The 17,610-nt window shown below is 57.0% G+C and carries 14 protein-coding genes; 5 read left to right on the forward strand and 9 right to left on the reverse strand.

Annotated features, from left to right (window positions below):
- Positions 1-27: 27 nt before the first annotated feature.
- Positions 28-1,353 carry a phosphomethylpyrimidine synthase ThiC gene (gene thiC, locus NB063_RS07620; RefSeq protein ID WP_250928164.1) on the forward strand — a complete coding sequence of 442 codons (1,326 nt, stop codon included), beginning with the start codon at positions 28-30 and terminating at the stop codon, positions 1,351-1,353.
- A gap of 215 nt (positions 1,354-1,568) precedes the next feature.
- Positions 1,569-2,501: a hypothetical protein gene (locus NB063_RS07625; RefSeq protein WP_250928165.1), complete on the forward strand. Its 933-nt coding sequence runs from the start codon at positions 1,569-1,571 to the stop codon at positions 2,499-2,501.
- Between the two features lie 55 nt (positions 2,502-2,556).
- On the opposite strand, the gene NB063_RS07630 is transcribed toward NB063_RS07625, so the two are convergent.
- Positions 2,557-2,997 (reverse strand): hypothetical protein, encoded by a 441-nt coding sequence (locus NB063_RS07630; RefSeq protein WP_250928166.1) that lies wholly within the window; start codon positions 2,995-2,997, stop codon positions 2,557-2,559.
- Between the two features lie 197 nt (positions 2,998-3,194).
- Between NB063_RS07630 and NB063_RS07635 the strand changes: the two genes are divergently transcribed.
- On the forward strand, positions 3,195-4,529 hold the full coding sequence (locus tag NB063_RS07635) for an MBL fold metallo-hydrolase (protein WP_250928167.1): 1,335 nt from the start codon (positions 3,195-3,197) through the stop codon (positions 4,527-4,529).
- Positions 4,530-4,567: 38 nt separating this feature from the next.
- The gene (locus NB063_RS07640) at positions 4,568-5,884 is read left to right on the forward strand and encodes an NAD(P)/FAD-dependent oxidoreductase (protein WP_250928168.1); all 1,317 of its coding nucleotides are present in this window, start codon (positions 4,568-4,570) and stop codon (positions 5,882-5,884) included.
- A 68-nt stretch (positions 5,885-5,952) separates the two neighbouring features.
- On the opposite strand, the gene dps is transcribed toward NB063_RS07640, so the two are convergent.
- The 7 genes from dps to NB063_RS07675 form a co-directional block, all read right to left on the reverse strand.
- Positions 5,953-6,441: a DNA starvation/stationary phase protection protein Dps gene (gene dps, locus NB063_RS07645; RefSeq protein ID WP_250928169.1), complete on the reverse strand. Its 489-nt coding sequence runs from the start codon at positions 6,439-6,441 to the stop codon at positions 5,953-5,955.
- A 132-nt stretch (positions 6,442-6,573) separates the two neighbouring features.
- Entirely contained in the window at positions 6,574-8,151 is a 1,578-nt protein-coding gene (locus NB063_RS07650; protein WP_250928170.1) for a hypothetical protein, read from the reverse strand.
- Positions 8,148-9,155, reverse strand: coding sequence for an ABC transporter ATP-binding protein (locus NB063_RS07655; protein WP_250928171.1), 1,008 nt, complete (start codon positions 9,153-9,155; stop codon positions 8,148-8,150). Before NB063_RS07655 ends, NB063_RS07650 begins: the two co-directional genes overlap by 4 nt.
- A complete protein-coding gene (locus tag NB063_RS07660; protein WP_250928172.1) occupies positions 9,148-9,585 on the reverse strand; it encodes a GntR family transcriptional regulator in 438 nt (145 codons plus the stop codon). Before NB063_RS07660 ends, NB063_RS07655 begins: the two co-directional genes overlap by 8 nt.
- A gap of 222 nt (positions 9,586-9,807) precedes the next feature.
- Positions 9,808-10,599, reverse strand: a complete 792-nt coding sequence (locus NB063_RS07665) for a hypothetical protein (protein ID WP_250928173.1) — start codon at positions 10,597-10,599, stop codon at positions 9,808-9,810.
- Entirely contained in the window at positions 10,596-11,855 is a 1,260-nt protein-coding gene (locus NB063_RS07670; RefSeq protein WP_250928174.1) for an NAD(P)/FAD-dependent oxidoreductase, read from the reverse strand. The genes NB063_RS07665 and NB063_RS07670 overlap by 4 nt, the downstream gene beginning before the upstream one ends.
- A gap of 45 nt (positions 11,856-11,900) precedes the next feature.
- Positions 11,901-12,755 carry a TIGR04282 family arsenosugar biosynthesis glycosyltransferase gene (locus NB063_RS07675; protein WP_250928175.1) on the reverse strand — a complete coding sequence of 285 codons (855 nt, stop codon included), beginning with the start codon at positions 12,753-12,755 and terminating at the stop codon, positions 11,901-11,903.
- A gap of 333 nt (positions 12,756-13,088) precedes the next feature.
- Here NB063_RS07675 and NB063_RS07680 point away from each other — a divergent pair, with 333 nt between their 5' ends.
- Positions 13,089-14,600, forward strand: coding sequence for a serine/threonine protein kinase (locus NB063_RS07680; protein WP_250928176.1), 1,512 nt, complete (start codon positions 13,089-13,091; stop codon positions 14,598-14,600).
- Between the two features lie 21 nt (positions 14,601-14,621).
- Here NB063_RS07680 and NB063_RS07685 read toward each other — a convergent pair whose 3' ends face one another.
- Complete coding sequence (locus NB063_RS07685) at positions 14,622-17,150, reverse strand: DEAD/DEAH box helicase (protein ID WP_250928177.1); 2,529 nt, start codon at positions 17,148-17,150, stop codon at positions 14,622-14,624.
- Positions 17,151-17,610: the final 460 nt, after the last annotated feature.

Genomic DNA, 17,610 nt, shown 5'->3' on the forward strand with positions numbered 1-17,610 from the left:
GTTTCCTTGAACCTGAGTTCGACAACCATGACCCAAATTCTGGCCGCCCGTGCGGGTGAAATCACTCCTGAAATGGAATTCGTTGCCCAGCGTGAGTCACTCGCGCCGGAATTGATCCGCGATGAAGTCGCCGCTGGTCGGATGGTCATTCCGGCGAACAAAGTTCACGCCGCCGGTGCCCTCGAACCGATGGCCATTGGCATTGCGGCGAAGTGCAAGATCAATGCGAACATCGGCAACAGCGCCGTGACGAGCAACGTCGGTGAAGAACTCGACAAACTGCACACGGCCGTTCACTTCGGCGCCGACACGGTGATGGACCTGTCGACCGGCAAAGACATCGACAACATCCGTCGACAGATCATCGACAAAAGCCCCGTGCCGATCGGAACCGTGCCGATCTATCAAATGCTCGAAGAACTCGGTGGAAACATCGAAGACATGACGGCACAGCACTTCCTCGACATGGTTGAGCATCAAGCCAAACAGGGCGTTGACTACATGACGATCCACGTCGGCGTCAAACTCGAGCACTTGCACCTGACGGTCAACCGCGTGACCGGAATCGTCAGCCGCGGTGGATCGCTGATCGCCAAGTGGATGATGGCTCACAACAAACAAAACCCATTGCTCGAAGCGTTTGATGATCTTTGCGACATCATGCGTGAGTATGACGTGACGTGGTCGCTCGGCGATGGACTCCGGCCGGGCAGTATCGCGGACGCGTCCGATGCAGCCCAATTCGCCGAACTCGATGTGCTCGGCGACTGCACCCGCCGCGGCTGGGAAAAGGGAACACAGGTGATGGTCGAAGGACCTGGCCACATCCCATTGAACCAGATCCAAATGAACATCGAGCGTCAAATCGAAGTTTGCGACGGCGCCCCGTTCTACGTGCTCGGCCCACTCGTGACGGACATCGCACCGGGATACGACCACATCACAAGCTGCATCGGTGCTGCCAACGCGGGCATGCACGGTGCCGCGATGTTGTGCTACGTCACCCCCAAAGAGCACCTCGGATTACCGAACGAAGAAGACGTCAAGCAAGGTGTGATCGCCTACAAGATCGCCGCTCACGCGGCAGACGTTGCCCGCGGTCGCATCGGTGCCCAAGACCGCGACGACGCTCTCTCGCGAGCCCGTTTTGCGTTCGATTGGAAAGAACAATTCCGCTTGGCATTGGATCCCGAAACGGCGCAGCGTTACCACGATGAAACCCTGCCACAGGACACCTTCAAGAGCGCCCACTTCTGCAGCATGTGCGGACCGAAATACTGCTCGATGAAGATTACCGAAGACATTCGGCAAATGGCCAAAGACAAACAACTCGTTGAATTGCCGACTCCTTAGTCTGGCATCTCCGACGATTCTGAAAAATACAAATCAAGCGACCGCCAAATCTGCGGTCGCTTTTTTTGTTTGATCCGACTCCCCATTCCAGACATCCTCGGAAATTGCCGCGTCCCGATCCGACTCCAGCGATACTTGTGAACGGTAGAGAGCGACGATCCCCACCGGCACTCCCTCGCCCCAAAAAACACCATTCCTCACACGCAGTGAAGATAATGAGAAAAAACACCATATGCCTGATTGTCTGGATGCTCCTGCTCGCCACAGCGACAGCAGCACCCGCCGACGAACTCCTGGTTCTCGACAATGGTCAAATCCGAATCGGAATCGATCGCGAGAAAGGGGCGTCGATCACTTGGTTGAGCACACGGGCCTATCCAAAGAACATGGTCAACTTGGCCGATCCTGGTCGGTTGATTCAGCAATCCTACTACGCCGGAGTTCGCTTGGACCGAACCGCCGACGGCCAGCATTCATCGTGGAACCCCTGGTCATGGAATCCGATTCAGGGAGGCGGCGTCGGTTCATGGGCGGTTGCCACGACCTTTGAAAAAAGAGGCGAGGTTCTCTACAGCGAAACAATCCCCAAACTTTGGGACATGCCCAACGAAGCGGCCGCGGCTCGGATGCGACAATGGACCAGCCTTGAGCCTGACATGCCCAATGTCGTCTCGGTTCGATGCGAGTTTCAATCGATGCGTGACGAACACGATCGATGGGGGCCCGCCCGATTGAATCCACAAGAACTGCCTGCGTGCTATTTCACTCGTAACTTTGCCAACGTCAAAAGTTATCTCGGCGAAGGTCAATGGCGAACTGAACAACAACCTCCCGGACCGCCGTGGGGACGCGCCGAACCACCACTCGATGCGATGGCATGTCTCAACGATGCCAACGTGGGAATCGCGGTTTACAGCCCCGCCTCGGACGGGCATTGGAACTTCGGCCCCCACGGCAAAGCCATCAGTAATGACTCGTTTGCGGGGCCGTGCATGCATGTCGCTCCTCTCGGACGCTTGAAACTCGGACCCAAGACGACGTTCCGATATCGATACTGGTTGGTCTTGGGAGACGAATCACTCATTTCGAACTCGCTCGATGCACTCATCCAGAAGTATGCGGATGAAACGATCGAGCTTGAAAATTGAAAACGCGACACCGCCGCTGTGATGATCCACCCACCGAAGCATTTTTCTGGCCCCACTACGCAGCCAAATCCTCCGAAAATTGGTCGTCGGAAAAACGTTTGTTCGCCGAATCGTCACCGGTGATGCGGTCATGCCGCGTCCCGGCATTTGGACGCGACCCATCGAGCAGTTGCTGCAGACGCTCGAGAGTCATCGCCATTTGGTTCCATTCGCCAATGACTTCCATCGTTGGCAATTCACTCGCGTCGTGACGATCGAACCCGCGTTCGTTGACGCGCACGACACCCGACAAAACCGTCATATTTTGAACCGGGGCTTCGTCCCTTTCGTGTTGAGACTGAGCCGCCGGTGTGTTTCCCAGTCGTGAAACAGAACCTTCCTCGGTCGGCAATATCTGCTGCATCACCTCGTGAACAGCCCACAACGCGGCCTTGCGGCTCGAATCGGCTGCGACGACACGACGAAAAGTACCTGATTGAACGTAAAACTTGGCCATCAATTCATTCCTTGAGTGAGTAAGTTGCCGGGACAATCAAACTATCGGACACGCCTTGGACACCTTTGGTCACGAACGGCAAGATCGACCAGTGCACGACTGTGGCGAGTTACCGGGCATGGTAAACTTCCGTTCCCGATATCACAGCCGCATTTCCTTGCACGTGCGTCCTTCGTCTTCTCTTCCCAGTCTTCTCCATGCTCACTCATCACGGCGCATACGACGGTGTCACGGGCTCGTGCCACCAGCTTTCATGGAACAACGGCCGCTCGAGCCTCCTGGTCGACTGCGGCATCTTCCAAGGCAGCGACGCAAAGAAACACCCTAATCCGGAAATCGAATTTTCCTTGAAAGGGATCAGGAGTCTGTTATTGACCCACGTGCATATCGATCACGTCGGAAGGCTACCGTACCTCTTGGCAGCCGGCTTCGACCATCCGATCTACTGCAGCGAACCGACTGCCAAATTGCTTCCCCTGGTAATGGAAGATGCCCTCAAAATCGGATTCACGCGATCCAAACGTTTGATCTCCAAATTCAGCCACACGATCAAAAAACTACTGCGTCCGCTTCCTTATCACATTTGGCAAGACACCCCGGGCGGCCCCAAAGTACGACTGTTGCCCGCGGGCCATGTCCTCGGTTCAGCGATCTTTGAAGTGGAATTGCCCGACGGCAAACGCGTCGTTTTCAGCGGTGACATCGGGGCCGGAACCAACCCCTTGCTCAACCCGCCGGTTAGCCCCGAGAAGGCAGATCTGCTGGTGCTCGAGAGCACGTACGGTGACCGACTGCATCCGCCCAAAATTGACCGTCAAGCGGAATTGGAGAAGATCGTTCGCCACACGCTGGAGGACCGCGGCGTGACCATCATTCCCGCGTTTTCCCTCGGACGGACGCAAGCGTTGCTTTATGAACTCAACGGCATTTTCGAACGCGTCCAAAAGACCGAGTCGCACACGCTGATGAAACGAATCGATGTGATCGTTGATTCTCCTTTGGCGTCCCGATTCACAAGCCTCTACAAAGAGATGAAAGAATATTGGGGTGCGGAAGCGCAGTGCATCTTGCAAACCGATGATCAACCGCTGGTGTTTGAAAACCTCACGACCGTCGGCAGTCACACCGAACACAAAGAAACACTCAACCACGTCGATAAGCACGAACTACCCGCCATCGTGATCGCGGGGAGCGGTATGTGCACGGGCGGACGTGTGATGAACTATCTCAAACGGTTCATCGGCGACCCTCGTACCGACATCATTTTCCCCGGTTACCAAGCCGGCGGAACTCCGGGGCATTACATCTCGCGGGGAAGTGAATGGGTGCGGCTGGATGGGCGAAAGTTTGACATCAAAGCCAAGGTCCACAAGCTTTCCGGCTATTCCGCTCACGGGGATCAGGCCGACCTGATTCGCTTCGTCGAAGAAATGAAAACGCCCGTCGGCGAAATCCGTTTGGTTCACGGTGATTATGGCCCAAAACGAACGTTAGCGGCAGAGTTGACTCGCCGCGGTCATACTGTGATCTGAAGAAACTCACCTTTTCACTACGTTGATTGATCACGCAGATGGAATCTCACAAAACAGTCATCATCGGAGCTGGACTCGCCGGGCTCGCATGTGCCAATCAACTCACGCGTGCCGGCGAATCGTGCTTGGTTATAGAAGCGACCGATCGCGTTGGCGGACGCGTCCGAACCGATCACTCGGATGGATTTACGTTCGATCATGGATTCCAAGTCTTGCTGACGAGTTATCCCGCATGCCGTGAATTGCTCGACTATCCTGCGCTACGTTTGCAACCTTTCGAACCGGGCGCTCTGCTGAGGCAACAAGACCAGTTCTGTCTGCTGAGCGATCCATGGCGGCGGCCGCTCAAAGCCATCGCGACGGCAATTAACCCCGTCGGCAGCCTGAGTGATAAAGTTCGAATCGCCCGCTTGCGGAGGGTCAGCAGCCGCGGCACGTTAGCCGAACTCTACAAGAGACCGCAGGAGACGACGCTTCAAAGGCTGCGGCACGACGGATTCAGCGAAAAGATGATTGATGAATTTTTTCGTCCATTTTTGGGTGGAGTTTTCCTAGACGAAACACTCTCCACGTCGAGCCGAATGCTGGAGTTTGTGTTCCGCATGTTCGCCGCTGGCGACATCGCAATTCCCGCCGATGGGATGGCAGCCATCCCGCGACAGCTCGCCGATTCACTCCCCCGCGGCACGCTCAAACTGAAGTCGTCGGTCGTGCGAATCGAAGCATCTGAGTACACGGGACAAGGATCCCATCCGGTGCACCGCGTGGTACTCAACGACGAAACGATTGAGTGTCAACGGATTGTGGTGGCGACTCCGAGCGATGCGGCGGCTCGCCTGTTGGATCGACCGGAGATGGCGACAGAGTGGTCGGGAACGACCAACCTTTACTTTGCAGCGGAACGGTCACCCGACCCACGTCGCTTGCTGATGCTTCGCGGCGATGAAGACGGGCCGGTCCAATCGGCGGTCGTGCTCAGCGACATCGCCCCTACTTACGCTCCGGCAGGACAGTCACTGATTTCGGTTAGCGTCGACGCCGCGCACGAGCCACCCAACGCGACCGACGATGATGATCTAGAGAATCGTGTGCGCCCCCATCTGACGCGGTGGTTCGGTGACGTGGTTAAGACTTGGCGACTACTTCGAATCTATCGCGTTCCCTACGCCCTACCGGTGTCCACGATGGACGAGATCCTATCGGACGAACGCACCATCGCACCCGGCAAAAATGACAAAGCACCGTCGACGATCTTTGTGGCCGGCGACCACCGCGAGACACCTAGCATCCAAGGTGCGATGAATAGCGGCATTCGCGTCGCGCGGCGGATTTTATCCGGACCGCCGGTTCTATAATGTCCGGACTGGTCGCCCCGGCCAGCGGTTGCTCGCCGGGGTGATCGATTTGCTACGCGGCAATAGAATCAGACTTCTTGAGCCTGCAGCATCCACAGGTGCTTTTCCATCGGCGCAGCGATGCCAATGCACAGGTCTTCGGATACGGGGTCCAAATCCCCGAGTTTTTCGATCGACGCGCGAAGGGTTTCGATGGCGGTCTTGATCGCGTCCGCAACGTTTTTGATCGTTGTGGGAACGTCTTGAAACCCGGTCGGGTACGCAGCCAGATCACTGTCGCTCGAGACGGTTTCCGAGCGCCCGTCTGCGGCAACCCCGAGCGCCGCGATGCGTTCAGCAATCTCGTCGCTCGCGTCGCGCGTCGTTGCAATGATTTCGTCGAGCTGCAGGTGGATGCTGCGGAAGTTGGGCCCGACCACGTTCCAGTGAGCTTGTTTCATCAAAAGCGACAAATCGACGAAATTGACGAGGTTCTGCTGCAGCAAAGCAGTGACCTTTTCATTGGGTTCCGCGGAAAGGATTTCGCGTTTGAACATGGACTGACTCGTGGTAGACATGGAGTTTCCTTCATAAGAGTATCTGTTTCGATCGCCCGCCGTCGCCGATACCGGCTCGCTTACGACTGGGCAACCCAACTCACAGCAAACTTCATGCCGATGCAGCCAAACTCGTTACGCAAAGAAACGATGCTAGCTTCCCGTGTCACCGAGCAAGGCCGTGAATTCGAGCAACCGAGCCGACACTGAGGCGATCGCGATCACCAGGATTGGCAGACTGATCCAGCCCCACGCGGGCAGCCACAATTCCCATCGTTCTTTGCCACGAAGCGTCAACAGGGACAGGTGCCACGTCGAACCGAGCAACGCCAGGAGTGCGATCGCGCCCATGATGGACACAACAGCGAATGTTTCGAATACCTCCGGCAGAGGCGACGCAGCCAGGGCAGCTAAGATCACGCCAAAGTAGGCCACGCCCGGCGCCGCAAAGTAGGCCATCACACCACGTCGCACCCATTGCCCCGTTGAAGCCCCAATGAGAAAGCACAACGTGTATAGCCCCAGCAAGATCATGCCTTTGTAATCCAAGTAGGATGCCTCGAACCGCCAAAGTAACGAAATCAAAATCCAGGCAATCGAGATCGCAAACGCTAAACTCGCCGGGACCAACATCCGCGTCCACCAAACCATTGCCGGGGACACGCCACGATCGGCGAAGAAGTATCGCCGAGGCATCCGGTTGTCACCATGGAAGACACTCACCCCAAGAGTCATCTGCAACAACATAAAGACGGCGAAAGTGAGGAACCCATGCACGTCACCCAAACCATTCGTCATGGCGAGCATCACCATGGAGCCAATTGCCACCAGTACAACTGCATGCAGTAACCAACGGTTTTGCGCCGCGTGCTGCCAGACCATGGCGCGAAAGATCGATGGCCGTTCCGCCCCACACATCTTTAGCGCCACAGGCCGCGCGTCCGGCGCCAACGAGAGCAGCCGCCACGACTCATCACTCGGTGCGACCAAACGTCGTTTAGCCAATCCAAAAACAACACCAATCATTAGCACGTGGAAAAGCAACGGCACGGCGTAAACGACAGCCTGTTGCCAAAAAACACCCAGATCTCCCAACGATCCACCGCGGCTGGCTGTGGGGATGAACCGATCTGCATAAAGACTCACGGCGATTAGCCACACGATAGCGATCGGAAGGATCGCTATCGCTGAGGCGAGCGAGTTTCGAATCGAAAACGCGGTTAGAAAACCGCACGTGAGCACGACCACGTTGGAGTAGGTCAATAGGCAGAAACCAACAAAGCCCACCCATACCACGCTCGTTTGGTTGAGTCGCAACTCTAACTTCAAATCAAGAAAGACGTAACAAAAACAATAAATCGCCCCCACCCAAATGATCGACGTCAGGATCAACAACAGCCCAGCTATCATTTTCGAGATCACAATGAGCCACCATGGCGTCGGCAAGCGGCGAATCCAATCAAAGGTGCGTTCTTCATTCTCGGTACCGACCAACATCGGCGCCGCACCGAGCGTGACGAGCCCTGGTAAAAACCACAGCGCTCCAAATGCACCCTCCTTGCCACGCATGTCGACTCCCCACATCGAGTGATTGACGCTCAGGAGAACGGCCAAAACCAATGGCCCGATCAGCGCCGCCAGCATCAGGGATCGCAGCAATCGCAGGTCTTTCCACAGCAAATGCCACAGCGGGCGGACTGCCGCGATGGGAAACGATGGGGAGGCAATCATGGCGATACCCCCAATTCGTGATCACTGATGAAAGAGACCGCCTGGTCAGGCTTGCGGGGCGTGTTCCCGCAAACGGCGATAAAGATCTCCTCTAGCGACGGGACGACGTCTTCGACGTGTCGAACGCCGCCGTCGGCCCCAAAGTCGGTTCGCCAATCGTCGGGTAAATTGCTGACGACCCAGCGTCTTTGCCGACCGCTGATCGTCTCGCTCAGCACGTCTCCGCGTGGCGGTGGGCAATACACGTGCGCGTCATCCATCGTTGCCGTGACGATGCGCGTCTGATGCTTCAAAACATCAAGCGGTTGGACCAAACGCAGTTTCCCCGCATGAAGAATCGCAACGATGTCAGCAACGCGTTCCACCTCATTGATCTGATGACTGCTCAGCAAAACCGTGCGTCCAGCGGCGGCGCGGTCGACCATCGATTCGAGGAACTGCCGCCGCACCATGGGATCGAGCCCGCTAGTCGGCTCGTCCAGGATCAGCAATTCAGGGTCATGAGCAGTTGCCAACGCGAGTGCGACCTTGGCCCGCTGCCCCTTACTCAGCGCCGAAATTTTGGTGCCGATCGGGACTTGAAACGCATCGATCAATTCGTTGTATCGCTTCGGGAAGGCATCATCATAAAACGCGCTGGCAAACCAGCCGATTTCGGTTGCCGACATCCATTCATACAACGAGGGCGTGTCGGAAACATAACCGATCCGACGTCGGACGGTCTCTGATTGAGCGATACAGTCGTAGCCGAGTACTTGGGCGGTTCCCCGATCGGGACGCAAATAACCCGTCAAAATGCGGATCAATGTAGTTTTCCCCGCACCGTTTTCACCGAGCAACGCAAACACTGTCCCTTTCGGAACGGTCACGTCGATTCGGTCGAGAGCCTGGGTATCGCGATAGCGTTTCGACACGGCGCAAACTTGGATCACAGCTTGATCGCCGTCGACCTTCTCCGGTGCATCACATTGGCTCTCAGGCACATACGCGTTGTTTTCATTCATCAGATGGTTCTCCGCCGGAAGGACGTTGAGACGAGTTGGTATGTGCGGCATTGGGTTCCAGGTCGAGCAATGCCTGTTCAAAGATTTCTCGAAGCTGCCCGCTCGACATGCCACCTGAAAATGCGTCGGCAAGCGCCGCTCGAACGTTAGCAATCACTAACTCATTGCGCGCGTCGAGACATGCATCCAGGGCGTCACGACGGACGATCATTCCTCGACCGCGCAGCGGCTTGAGGATCTGCTGGGACTGCAACTCGCGATAAGCGCGAGCGATCGTGTTGGGATTCAAAGCGATGTCGCGAGAGAGCTGGCGCACGCTCGGCAGCATTTGACCGCCGGCGAGTGTGCCGTCGGCGATCGCGAATTTGACCTGACGAATGATTTGTTCGTAGATCGGAATCGCGCTATTTTGATCGATCGAGAAAAACATCCGCCGCCGTTTCGAAAAGAGGGCACGACACCGCAGGCGGTTCAAGGTGACGGTGCTTCAACGAGCAAAGCCGATCACCCGCCGTCGGCAACTCGGCTGCCCGCACGCCAGCACCCCGAACACAACCAGTGTGCTATCACGATAGCACACCAATCGGGTTCGTCAACAGATCACGGCCGAATTTTCATTCGGCTGGATTTCGTGGCGGGCAATTGGGGCGAGTTAAACCCGCAGCGGGCGATAGAGATCGAGGTCGGAGCGGCCGGCTAACTCGGCATAGATCCGAGCGATCTGCTGCCAACCGGCACGTAACTCTTCAGCCGCATCGGCATGATCCGCCGAGCTGATTCGATAGAAATACTCCGCCGGAGGATCAAATTCGAGACGACAGCATTCCGGCGGCAGATCAGCAATGATCACGCACTCACAACGCAGTTCATTCGACTCATCGTCGCCGATGGCTTCGCCACGAAGTTTCAATAGGAAATCCGGTGGGATGTCGCCATCATCCTCTTCATCCTCCGACGGTTCATCGTCTTCGAGCACCGCCGCGAGCTCGATCGAATCAACGAACGTATTCGCATGAACTCGTCCACGCAGCAGGTCAGTTTCAACGAGCGACTGCAATCCGCTCTCGATCCACTCCTGCATCGTGACCGGAAGGGCTGCGGGAACGTCTTCTCGCTGCGCCGCAATCGCTGAAAGAGCGAGGGGCGACAAACATCGGTCAGGCATCATCGGGATCGGATCGCTCCAACGTTCGTCGATGGATTGCTCACCGAGCCAATGTCGCGCAAACCAGTCGCCACTGAAGGTCGGTCCGATTCGATGCAACGACGTCGCCTGGCTCGAACGTGGCGCCCACGTATCTGCGCCGGCGAGTAGTTTCACGTCGTAGCCTAAGTAGCGACCATAGAGAGCAGTTTCGATTCCGACATGCGTTGTTCCGACAACGGCAATGGTGCCGGGCGGATCGAGCGTTGCAGGTAGAGAATCATCTTGTTGCATGTTCATGAGTTCTGGGGAAGAGGTTGCTGTTGTTTGCCGACTGAGAAGGGCGACATATCCATGAAGGTCGGTTTGTGTTCGATCAAATCCGCCATCGCGGTTGCGGTTGCGGGGGCGAGGTGGATACCGCTGCGATAATGCCCTGAGGCGACATATACGCGTTCGCTGTTGGGCTGGCGTCCGATGATTGGGAAACCGTCAAACGTCATCGGCCGCAAACCCGCCCAACGCTGAATCTCCGGTGCATCGGCAAGATCTTCGCACACGTGTCCGGCGAACTGCCGCAGTTGATCGATCATTTCAGACGTTGTGTGCTGCGCAAATCCCGCCTCTTCTTCGCAGGATCCGACGAGCACATGCCCGTCTCCACGAAAAACCAAATACCGGTTTCCGATATTGAGTACCGACGGGGCGTTAAACCGATCGCTGTGCAAGAGCAGGATTTGGCCACGGACGGGGATCAATGCGTTCTGCAAACGGACCGAAGGAGCGATGTAACCGGTCGCGGCACCGCCACATAAGATCACCCGATCGGCGAGAATGTCTTCGTGTTGCCAGTTGGAGTCGGTGCCGATGACGACCCGCTGGTCGGACTCATCAATCGCGGTCACCAATGTGTCGTAAACGAATCGCACACCATCACGAATGCACGCCGCGAGAAGTGCCTTGAGTACGCGTGAAGGTCGAACTTGATGTTCGTCAGGAACCCACCACGCGGCGAGATCGGGACGCGTCTTCATCCACGGGTTCTCGCTGATCCAGCGGGACAGGCGGGGCAACCGTTCGCCGACTTCCACCCGGGTGAGTGGCTCACACTCGATGTTGAGTTCTTTCCAGTACGTCGTCATGCCTCCCATCGCGGCGGCTTCTCCCACCGTTTCGGCGAGATAGTATCCACCGCACCGCATCAGCCCGACGTCGATACCGGTATCACGAGCAAGCTGCCCCGCCCACTGAGGCCAAATCTGATGGCTGTATCCACGCAGACGGTCGAGTGGATCGGTGGCGTGTTCGAAATTTGCCGGGGGCAGAATCCCGCTGGCCGTCCACGACGTGGGGCGATTGGTTTGCGGGCTATCGGTCGATGACGTATCGTCGCAGGCCGTCCCTCGACGTTCGATCACAGTGACCGAATGGCCGCGGCGAGCAAGCTCCCATGCGGTCGACAAACCGATGATACCTCCACCCACAATCGCGATCTCATGAGAGTCCTGGGGGGAGCGTTGGGGTGTGCCGATGCTGCTGGTTGGGTCGGGGGTCATGATCGTTCTGAGGTGTGGAATGGGGATTCCCTATTTGAATCCCATTTAGGTGAGTTGGATACCTCCCAGATCGTTCAGGAGGCGATGGCCTCTCGCACCGAGGTCTCGAAGTTCATCGACCAACCGTCTCAGATCGTCGGCGGTATCGACGTCGTGCCGGGGTTCGAGAACGGCGACGCGAAACCCCGCTTTCTTGGCCGCAGCGTGCGTTTGCTCGAACACCGAATCGGTACTCCAGGCGATACCATCAAACAAGCTCGCCAGAACCGACGGCGTGACCCTCGTTCCAGGGGTGCGGTGCAATAATCGTTTTCCCGGTCGCAGGCCGATCAGGTAATAACCGCCGTCGAAAGCGGGCCCGATCACCATCTCATGATGCTCCAACCGCAACCACGCCTCTTCAACATCGGACTGTGACAGTAGCGGGCAATCCGCGCCGATCAGCACACACGACTTATCCCAGGTGAGATTTTCTTGGACGCCCTTTTCGCTGTCACACTCTCCTGGTTCGAAAAGCTGCCCCGCGAACCAATTTTTCATACGGTCGCCGAGAGTTCCGGCACCCTGATCGCTTACCTGCCATTGGCCATATGCGCCGTCGGCGACAACGGCGATGAATTGCGCCAAGTGCTGCACCGGAGCCCCGACGATTTGGCGTTCGTCTCCGGCGACCGACATCTCGGTCAGCAGATGTCGAACGAATCGCTCGTGAACCTTTGCCGCCAGGTCCATTGGGCTAGCGTCTTCACCTGATTCAGGCGGCTGTTGATTGCTTTTTTCGCTCTGCCGAGGACGCATCGGTTGTGGCGGCAACGACCCCGCCAGCCGCGTCTTTACCTGACCGGCTTCCCAGTACTTCGCCATGATCCCGAGCACACGTTGATTCAGTTCAGGAGGCATCGATGTTGCAGATATCTGTAGAGGAGGCCACGAGCTACCCTCGCGGTGCAGGGCTGAGCTTACTCACATTGACCTCGCCCACGGTACGGTTGTTGCAACACTGTGCAATCGGGTGTGGTATCCTGCCAATTGCGGTGGAGCACCGAAACCCTGGTTGGGAGGGAATTTACGCGCGGGATCCCCCTCATTCGACTAGAAAGTTGCCTTCAAAACGATTAAAAAAACAGCTCCAGCCTAAATCAGTTTAGCTAGACTGCCTCTATCGGCGGCATCGCAAAATTTCCCGTTGGCTGCCGCAACATTTCTCCGGGCGGGATCACGGTCGGCCTCTCCATGACTTCGATTACTTCAGAACGCTTCGTCTCAATGGTTGCCAAGAGCAATCTGATCGACGAGAAAACGCAAGAGCGGTTTCTGAAGAAGGTCTATGACAAGTGCGGCGGCAAACTGCCGTCGAATCCGCGCAAGCTCGCCACCGCTTTCAAACGGGCCGGGTTACTGACGGATTGGCACATCGAAAAGATTTTCGCGGGTAAGTACCGCGGCTTCTTTTTGGGTAAATACAAACTGCTCGGCCACATCGGCACCGGCGGGATGAGCAGCGTTTATTTGGCCGAGCATGTCGGGCTGCACGACAAACGGGCCATCAAAGTGTTGCCCAAAAAACGAGTCCATGACGCCTCCTATCTGGCCCGCTTCATACTCGAAGCCCGGGCGATCGCGTCGCTCAACCACCCCAACATTGTGCTCGCTCACGATATCGATAACGACGGGGACACTCACTATATCGTGATGGAGTACGTCGACGGCATCGACCTGCAGATGCTCGTCCGCCGCGACGGCCCACTGGACTTTTCGACTGCGGCAGACCTGATTGCGCAAGCCGCCAGGGGCCTCGACCACGCCCACGAACACGGCGTCATTCACCGCGACGTCAAACCGGCGAACCTGTTGATCGATCAAAATGGACGGCTCCGATTGCTCGACATGGGGCTCGCACTGATGGCCTCGGAAGAAGAGCACTCGCTCACCGTTGCCAACAACGAGAACGTCTTGGGCACGGCAGATTACCTTGCCCCCGAGCAAGCACTCAACAGCCACAAGGTCGATCTTCGCGTCGACATCTACGGCCTCGGTTGCACGCTGTATTACCTCTTAACAGGCCGACCGCCATTTTCCGACGGCACGTTGGCTCAACGAATCATCAAACATCAAAACGAGATGCCCCGATCGATTCGCGAACTGCGTCCCGATTGTCCCGGCGAACTCGAGGGCATGTGCGTCAAGATGCTTCAAAAGGATCCGAAGTATCGCTACCAGACCGCCAAGGAAGTTGCTGAAGTCTTCGAACGATTCGCTCAACGGGTGCCCAAAGGTGAACCGGTGCGAGTCGGACTCGGCGACGCGCCGGAACCGATCGCGACGCTATCTTCACTGAGCTTTAACGACAGCAGTTCTGGTGGCACAACCGAGGAAGATGTGCAGCACGACACCGTCACCGGGAAGAACGACGAAACGCTCGCTAGCAGTCGTTCCAAATTGATCCGTGAACAAGAAGAACTCGCCAGCAGCAGCGGACGGTTGGTGAAAGTCCAATCGCTCGGCCTGCCCAACGAGTCGTCAACAGGTAGTTTGATCGACCTCGAAGTCGAATCCGGTTACCAAGACCCCCGTCAGCGCAGACGGGGGGACAACCAAGCGATTATCGACAGCGACACTCAACTGCGCCGGCCGTCAGCAAACCAACGGGAACCGATGGATCCGCTCCTGCTAGGAACGATTATCGCATCGCTGTTCGTCGCGGCCCTCGTGCTCGGATATTTCATCGCACGAGTGACCTCGTAGTTCCCGTCTATCGATTCCTTGTTACGGTTTCGATTTGCGTTTGTTCTTTTTGGGTTTGCCCGCGAACGTTCGCTTGGCTCCGTGAGGACCGCCTTTGGTGTTCTTGGCACGGAACCCGCCGGGTCGATTACCACCACCGCGTTGGAATCCACCACGTGATCCATCATCGCTGTCGGTATCACGAGCGACTTCGAGATTCAAGCGTTTGCCCGAGACCCAAGTCTTGCGGAGCTTTTGATAGATATCAGACGGCATGCCTTCAGGAAGATCGATCGTGCTGAAATCGTCACGGATGTTGATGGGACCGATGTATTGCCCTTCGATACCGGCCTCATTCGCAACAGCACCCACAATGTTGCCGGGCTTCACACCGTCTTGCCAGCCGACTTCGATGCGATAACGAACCATGCCTTCTCGTGGCGGGCCGAGTTGACGCTGTGGTTTACCACTACGCATGTGTGATCCGCCCCGGTCGCCGTCGCCGTAGTGATCTCCCCGATCGAAACGCCCTTCGCGTTCCGAGCGTGCGGTCGCCGGTCGGTCCTTCATCAGGAACGGACGTCCTCGCAGAGAGATCTCAGCCAAGGCGGCAGCGATCATGTCCAGAGGTTTGCCGGATTCTTCGGCGTAGCTGGCGATCAAGTCTTTGAACAGCGTTAGATCCTTTTCTGCGGCCGCTTCGGTGATCTGCTGCCCGAATCGCTTGACCCGCATCGCGTTAATTTCTTTCGCGGTCGGAATTCCAACGATTTCGATCGGCTGTTTCGTAGCACGTTCGATGTGCCGCAGTTTGGTGCGTTGAGCGTTCGTCAAAAAGATGATCGCTTCGCCATCGCGTCCGGCCCGGCCGGTGCGACCGACGCGGTGAATGTACGATTCGCTGTCGTGTGGCAAATCGAAGTTGAAGACGTGGCTGATGCGTGGCACATCGAGTCCACGGGCGGCGACATCGGTCGCGACGAGAATATCGAGTTTGCCATTCTTGAGTTGGCTGATCGTGCGTTCGCGAACCTTCTGCGGCATGTCACCGTTGAGGGCGACGGCCGACAAACCTTCACGCGTGAGACTCTCGGCGACGCTGATCGTCGCGTCCTTTGTTTTGGTGAAGACGATCACGCCGTCGGTTTCTTCGACTTCGAGCAAACGAACCAGAGCGTCAATTTTGTCACGCGGCGAAACGAAAATCGCTCGTTGACGGATCGAGTCCGCTGTCGCCGTTTTCTTTTTGATGGTGATCCGCGCCGGTGACTTCAGGTACTCATCGGCGATGTCACGGATCGGACCAGGCAAGGTCGCCGAGAACAGTGCGACTTGACGAGTCACTGGTGTTTTTTCAAGGACGAACTGAACATCTTCGAGGAAGCCCATGTTGAGCATCTCGTCGGCTTCGTCGAGCACCAAGCAATCGAGCTTGGCCAAATCCAGCGTCCCACGGTTGACGTGATCGATGACGCGGCCGGGCGTCCCCACGACGACTTGAACGCCGCGGCGGAGCTGCTTGAGTTGCGGTTCGTAATCCTGCCCGCCGTAGATCGCGGCAACAGCGAACCCGGGGATCGTCGCACCATAAGTCGAGAACGACCGGGCGACTTGGATCGCGAGTTCGCGAGTCGGCGCGAGCACCAAGACTTGCGGATGGTATTTGCTGGTATCAATCGTCGTCAGGATCGGCAACGCGAACGCGGCCGTTTTCCCGGTGCCCGTCTGCGATTGAGCCAAGACGTCTCGTCCCTCCAACATGTGAGGGATGATCTCGGCTTGGATGGCTGTCGGCGTGTCGTAGCCCGACTTCGCCACCGCGGCAAGAACTTCACTGCGAAGTGGGAAAGCGGCAAAGCCGGCATTCGCTTCGGTTTCGGTTTCCGGATCGATCACGCGTTCGGCTTCGGGTTCCGGCTTCGCTTTGGCTTTTACTTTGGCCGTGACCACTTTGGCTTCGCTGGTAGCGGGCTCGCTGGCAACCGGTTCGCTGGCGGCGGGTTCCGACACCGACGGTTCAACGGCAACAGGTTGACTGTCGACGATTGCTGCGGCGGCTTCTTCAGTTTCGGTCACGTTGGTTTCGGTTGTATCGACAACCGTTTCAACAGCCGAGGCCTCCGCGGTGATGACTTCCGCAGCCACCGCCTCGAGAACCGCAGGTTCTACGACCGCCGGCTCGACAACAACTGGGTCGGCCATAACTGGTTCGGAAACAAATGGTTCCTGGGCAACGGGCTCATTGACCGCCGATTCTTCGACCACCGACTCCGCTTCGACGGTTTCATTTGTGGGCTGGGTGGTGGTTGCGGCGTACTGGGCCGTTTCGTCGTCATTCAGGTCCGCGGTGGGGGCGGAGCAGACGACTTCGTTATCAAGAGCGGCTGGAGTGGCAAGGCATTCGACGATGGTGTCCTGCGTGTAGCAGGCCAATAAAGCATCGTGGGTGGCGGGTGCCACATGAACGGACGATTCTTCGAATTGATCGTGTTCAGCGATGAGGATTGGATCGTTCGATGGATTCTGTTCAGACAAAACGGGATTCTCAGAGTTTGGAAATTGGCTCGACATGGTAGCTTTTAATGCGCAGATCAACCCCAAAAACCGAGTCACGAAACCGGTCGGTTGAGGCGTAGTATGGGTTGGAAGGATGGCGTGGCGAACGAACGCACCGGATACAAGACCGATGCGACGCAACACAGATCGCGACGCTGCTTTCTCTTCCTGGGCAGCTGACTAGAAAATCAGGCCCGTTGGATGGTTCTTCCACTCGCAAACAGGGTTGCGAGACGAGAACGGTTCAAGACTTGTCGCGTTATAGAGCCCGTGAATCAAGGAATTTCCCGCGTGTCGCCGATGGCTCACCCACGGGGTAAGCTGACCGAGGCCAACAACATACGGAAGGTTCCGATCGAAGTTCTGTGGACCTTCGATGGCTCTTTCGTGGCGGGAGTCTAACCGAAAGGCTCAGTTTGCAACAGGAGAAATCTCGGAAGACTTCTGAGTTTGGACATGTCACGGCGGAAAACGG

It is taken from the genome of Aporhodopirellula aestuarii (assembly GCF_023701485.1).
In the GTDB taxonomy this organism is placed as follows: Bacteria; Planctomycetota; Planctomycetia; order Pirellulales; family Pirellulaceae; genus Rhodopirellula; species Rhodopirellula aestuarii.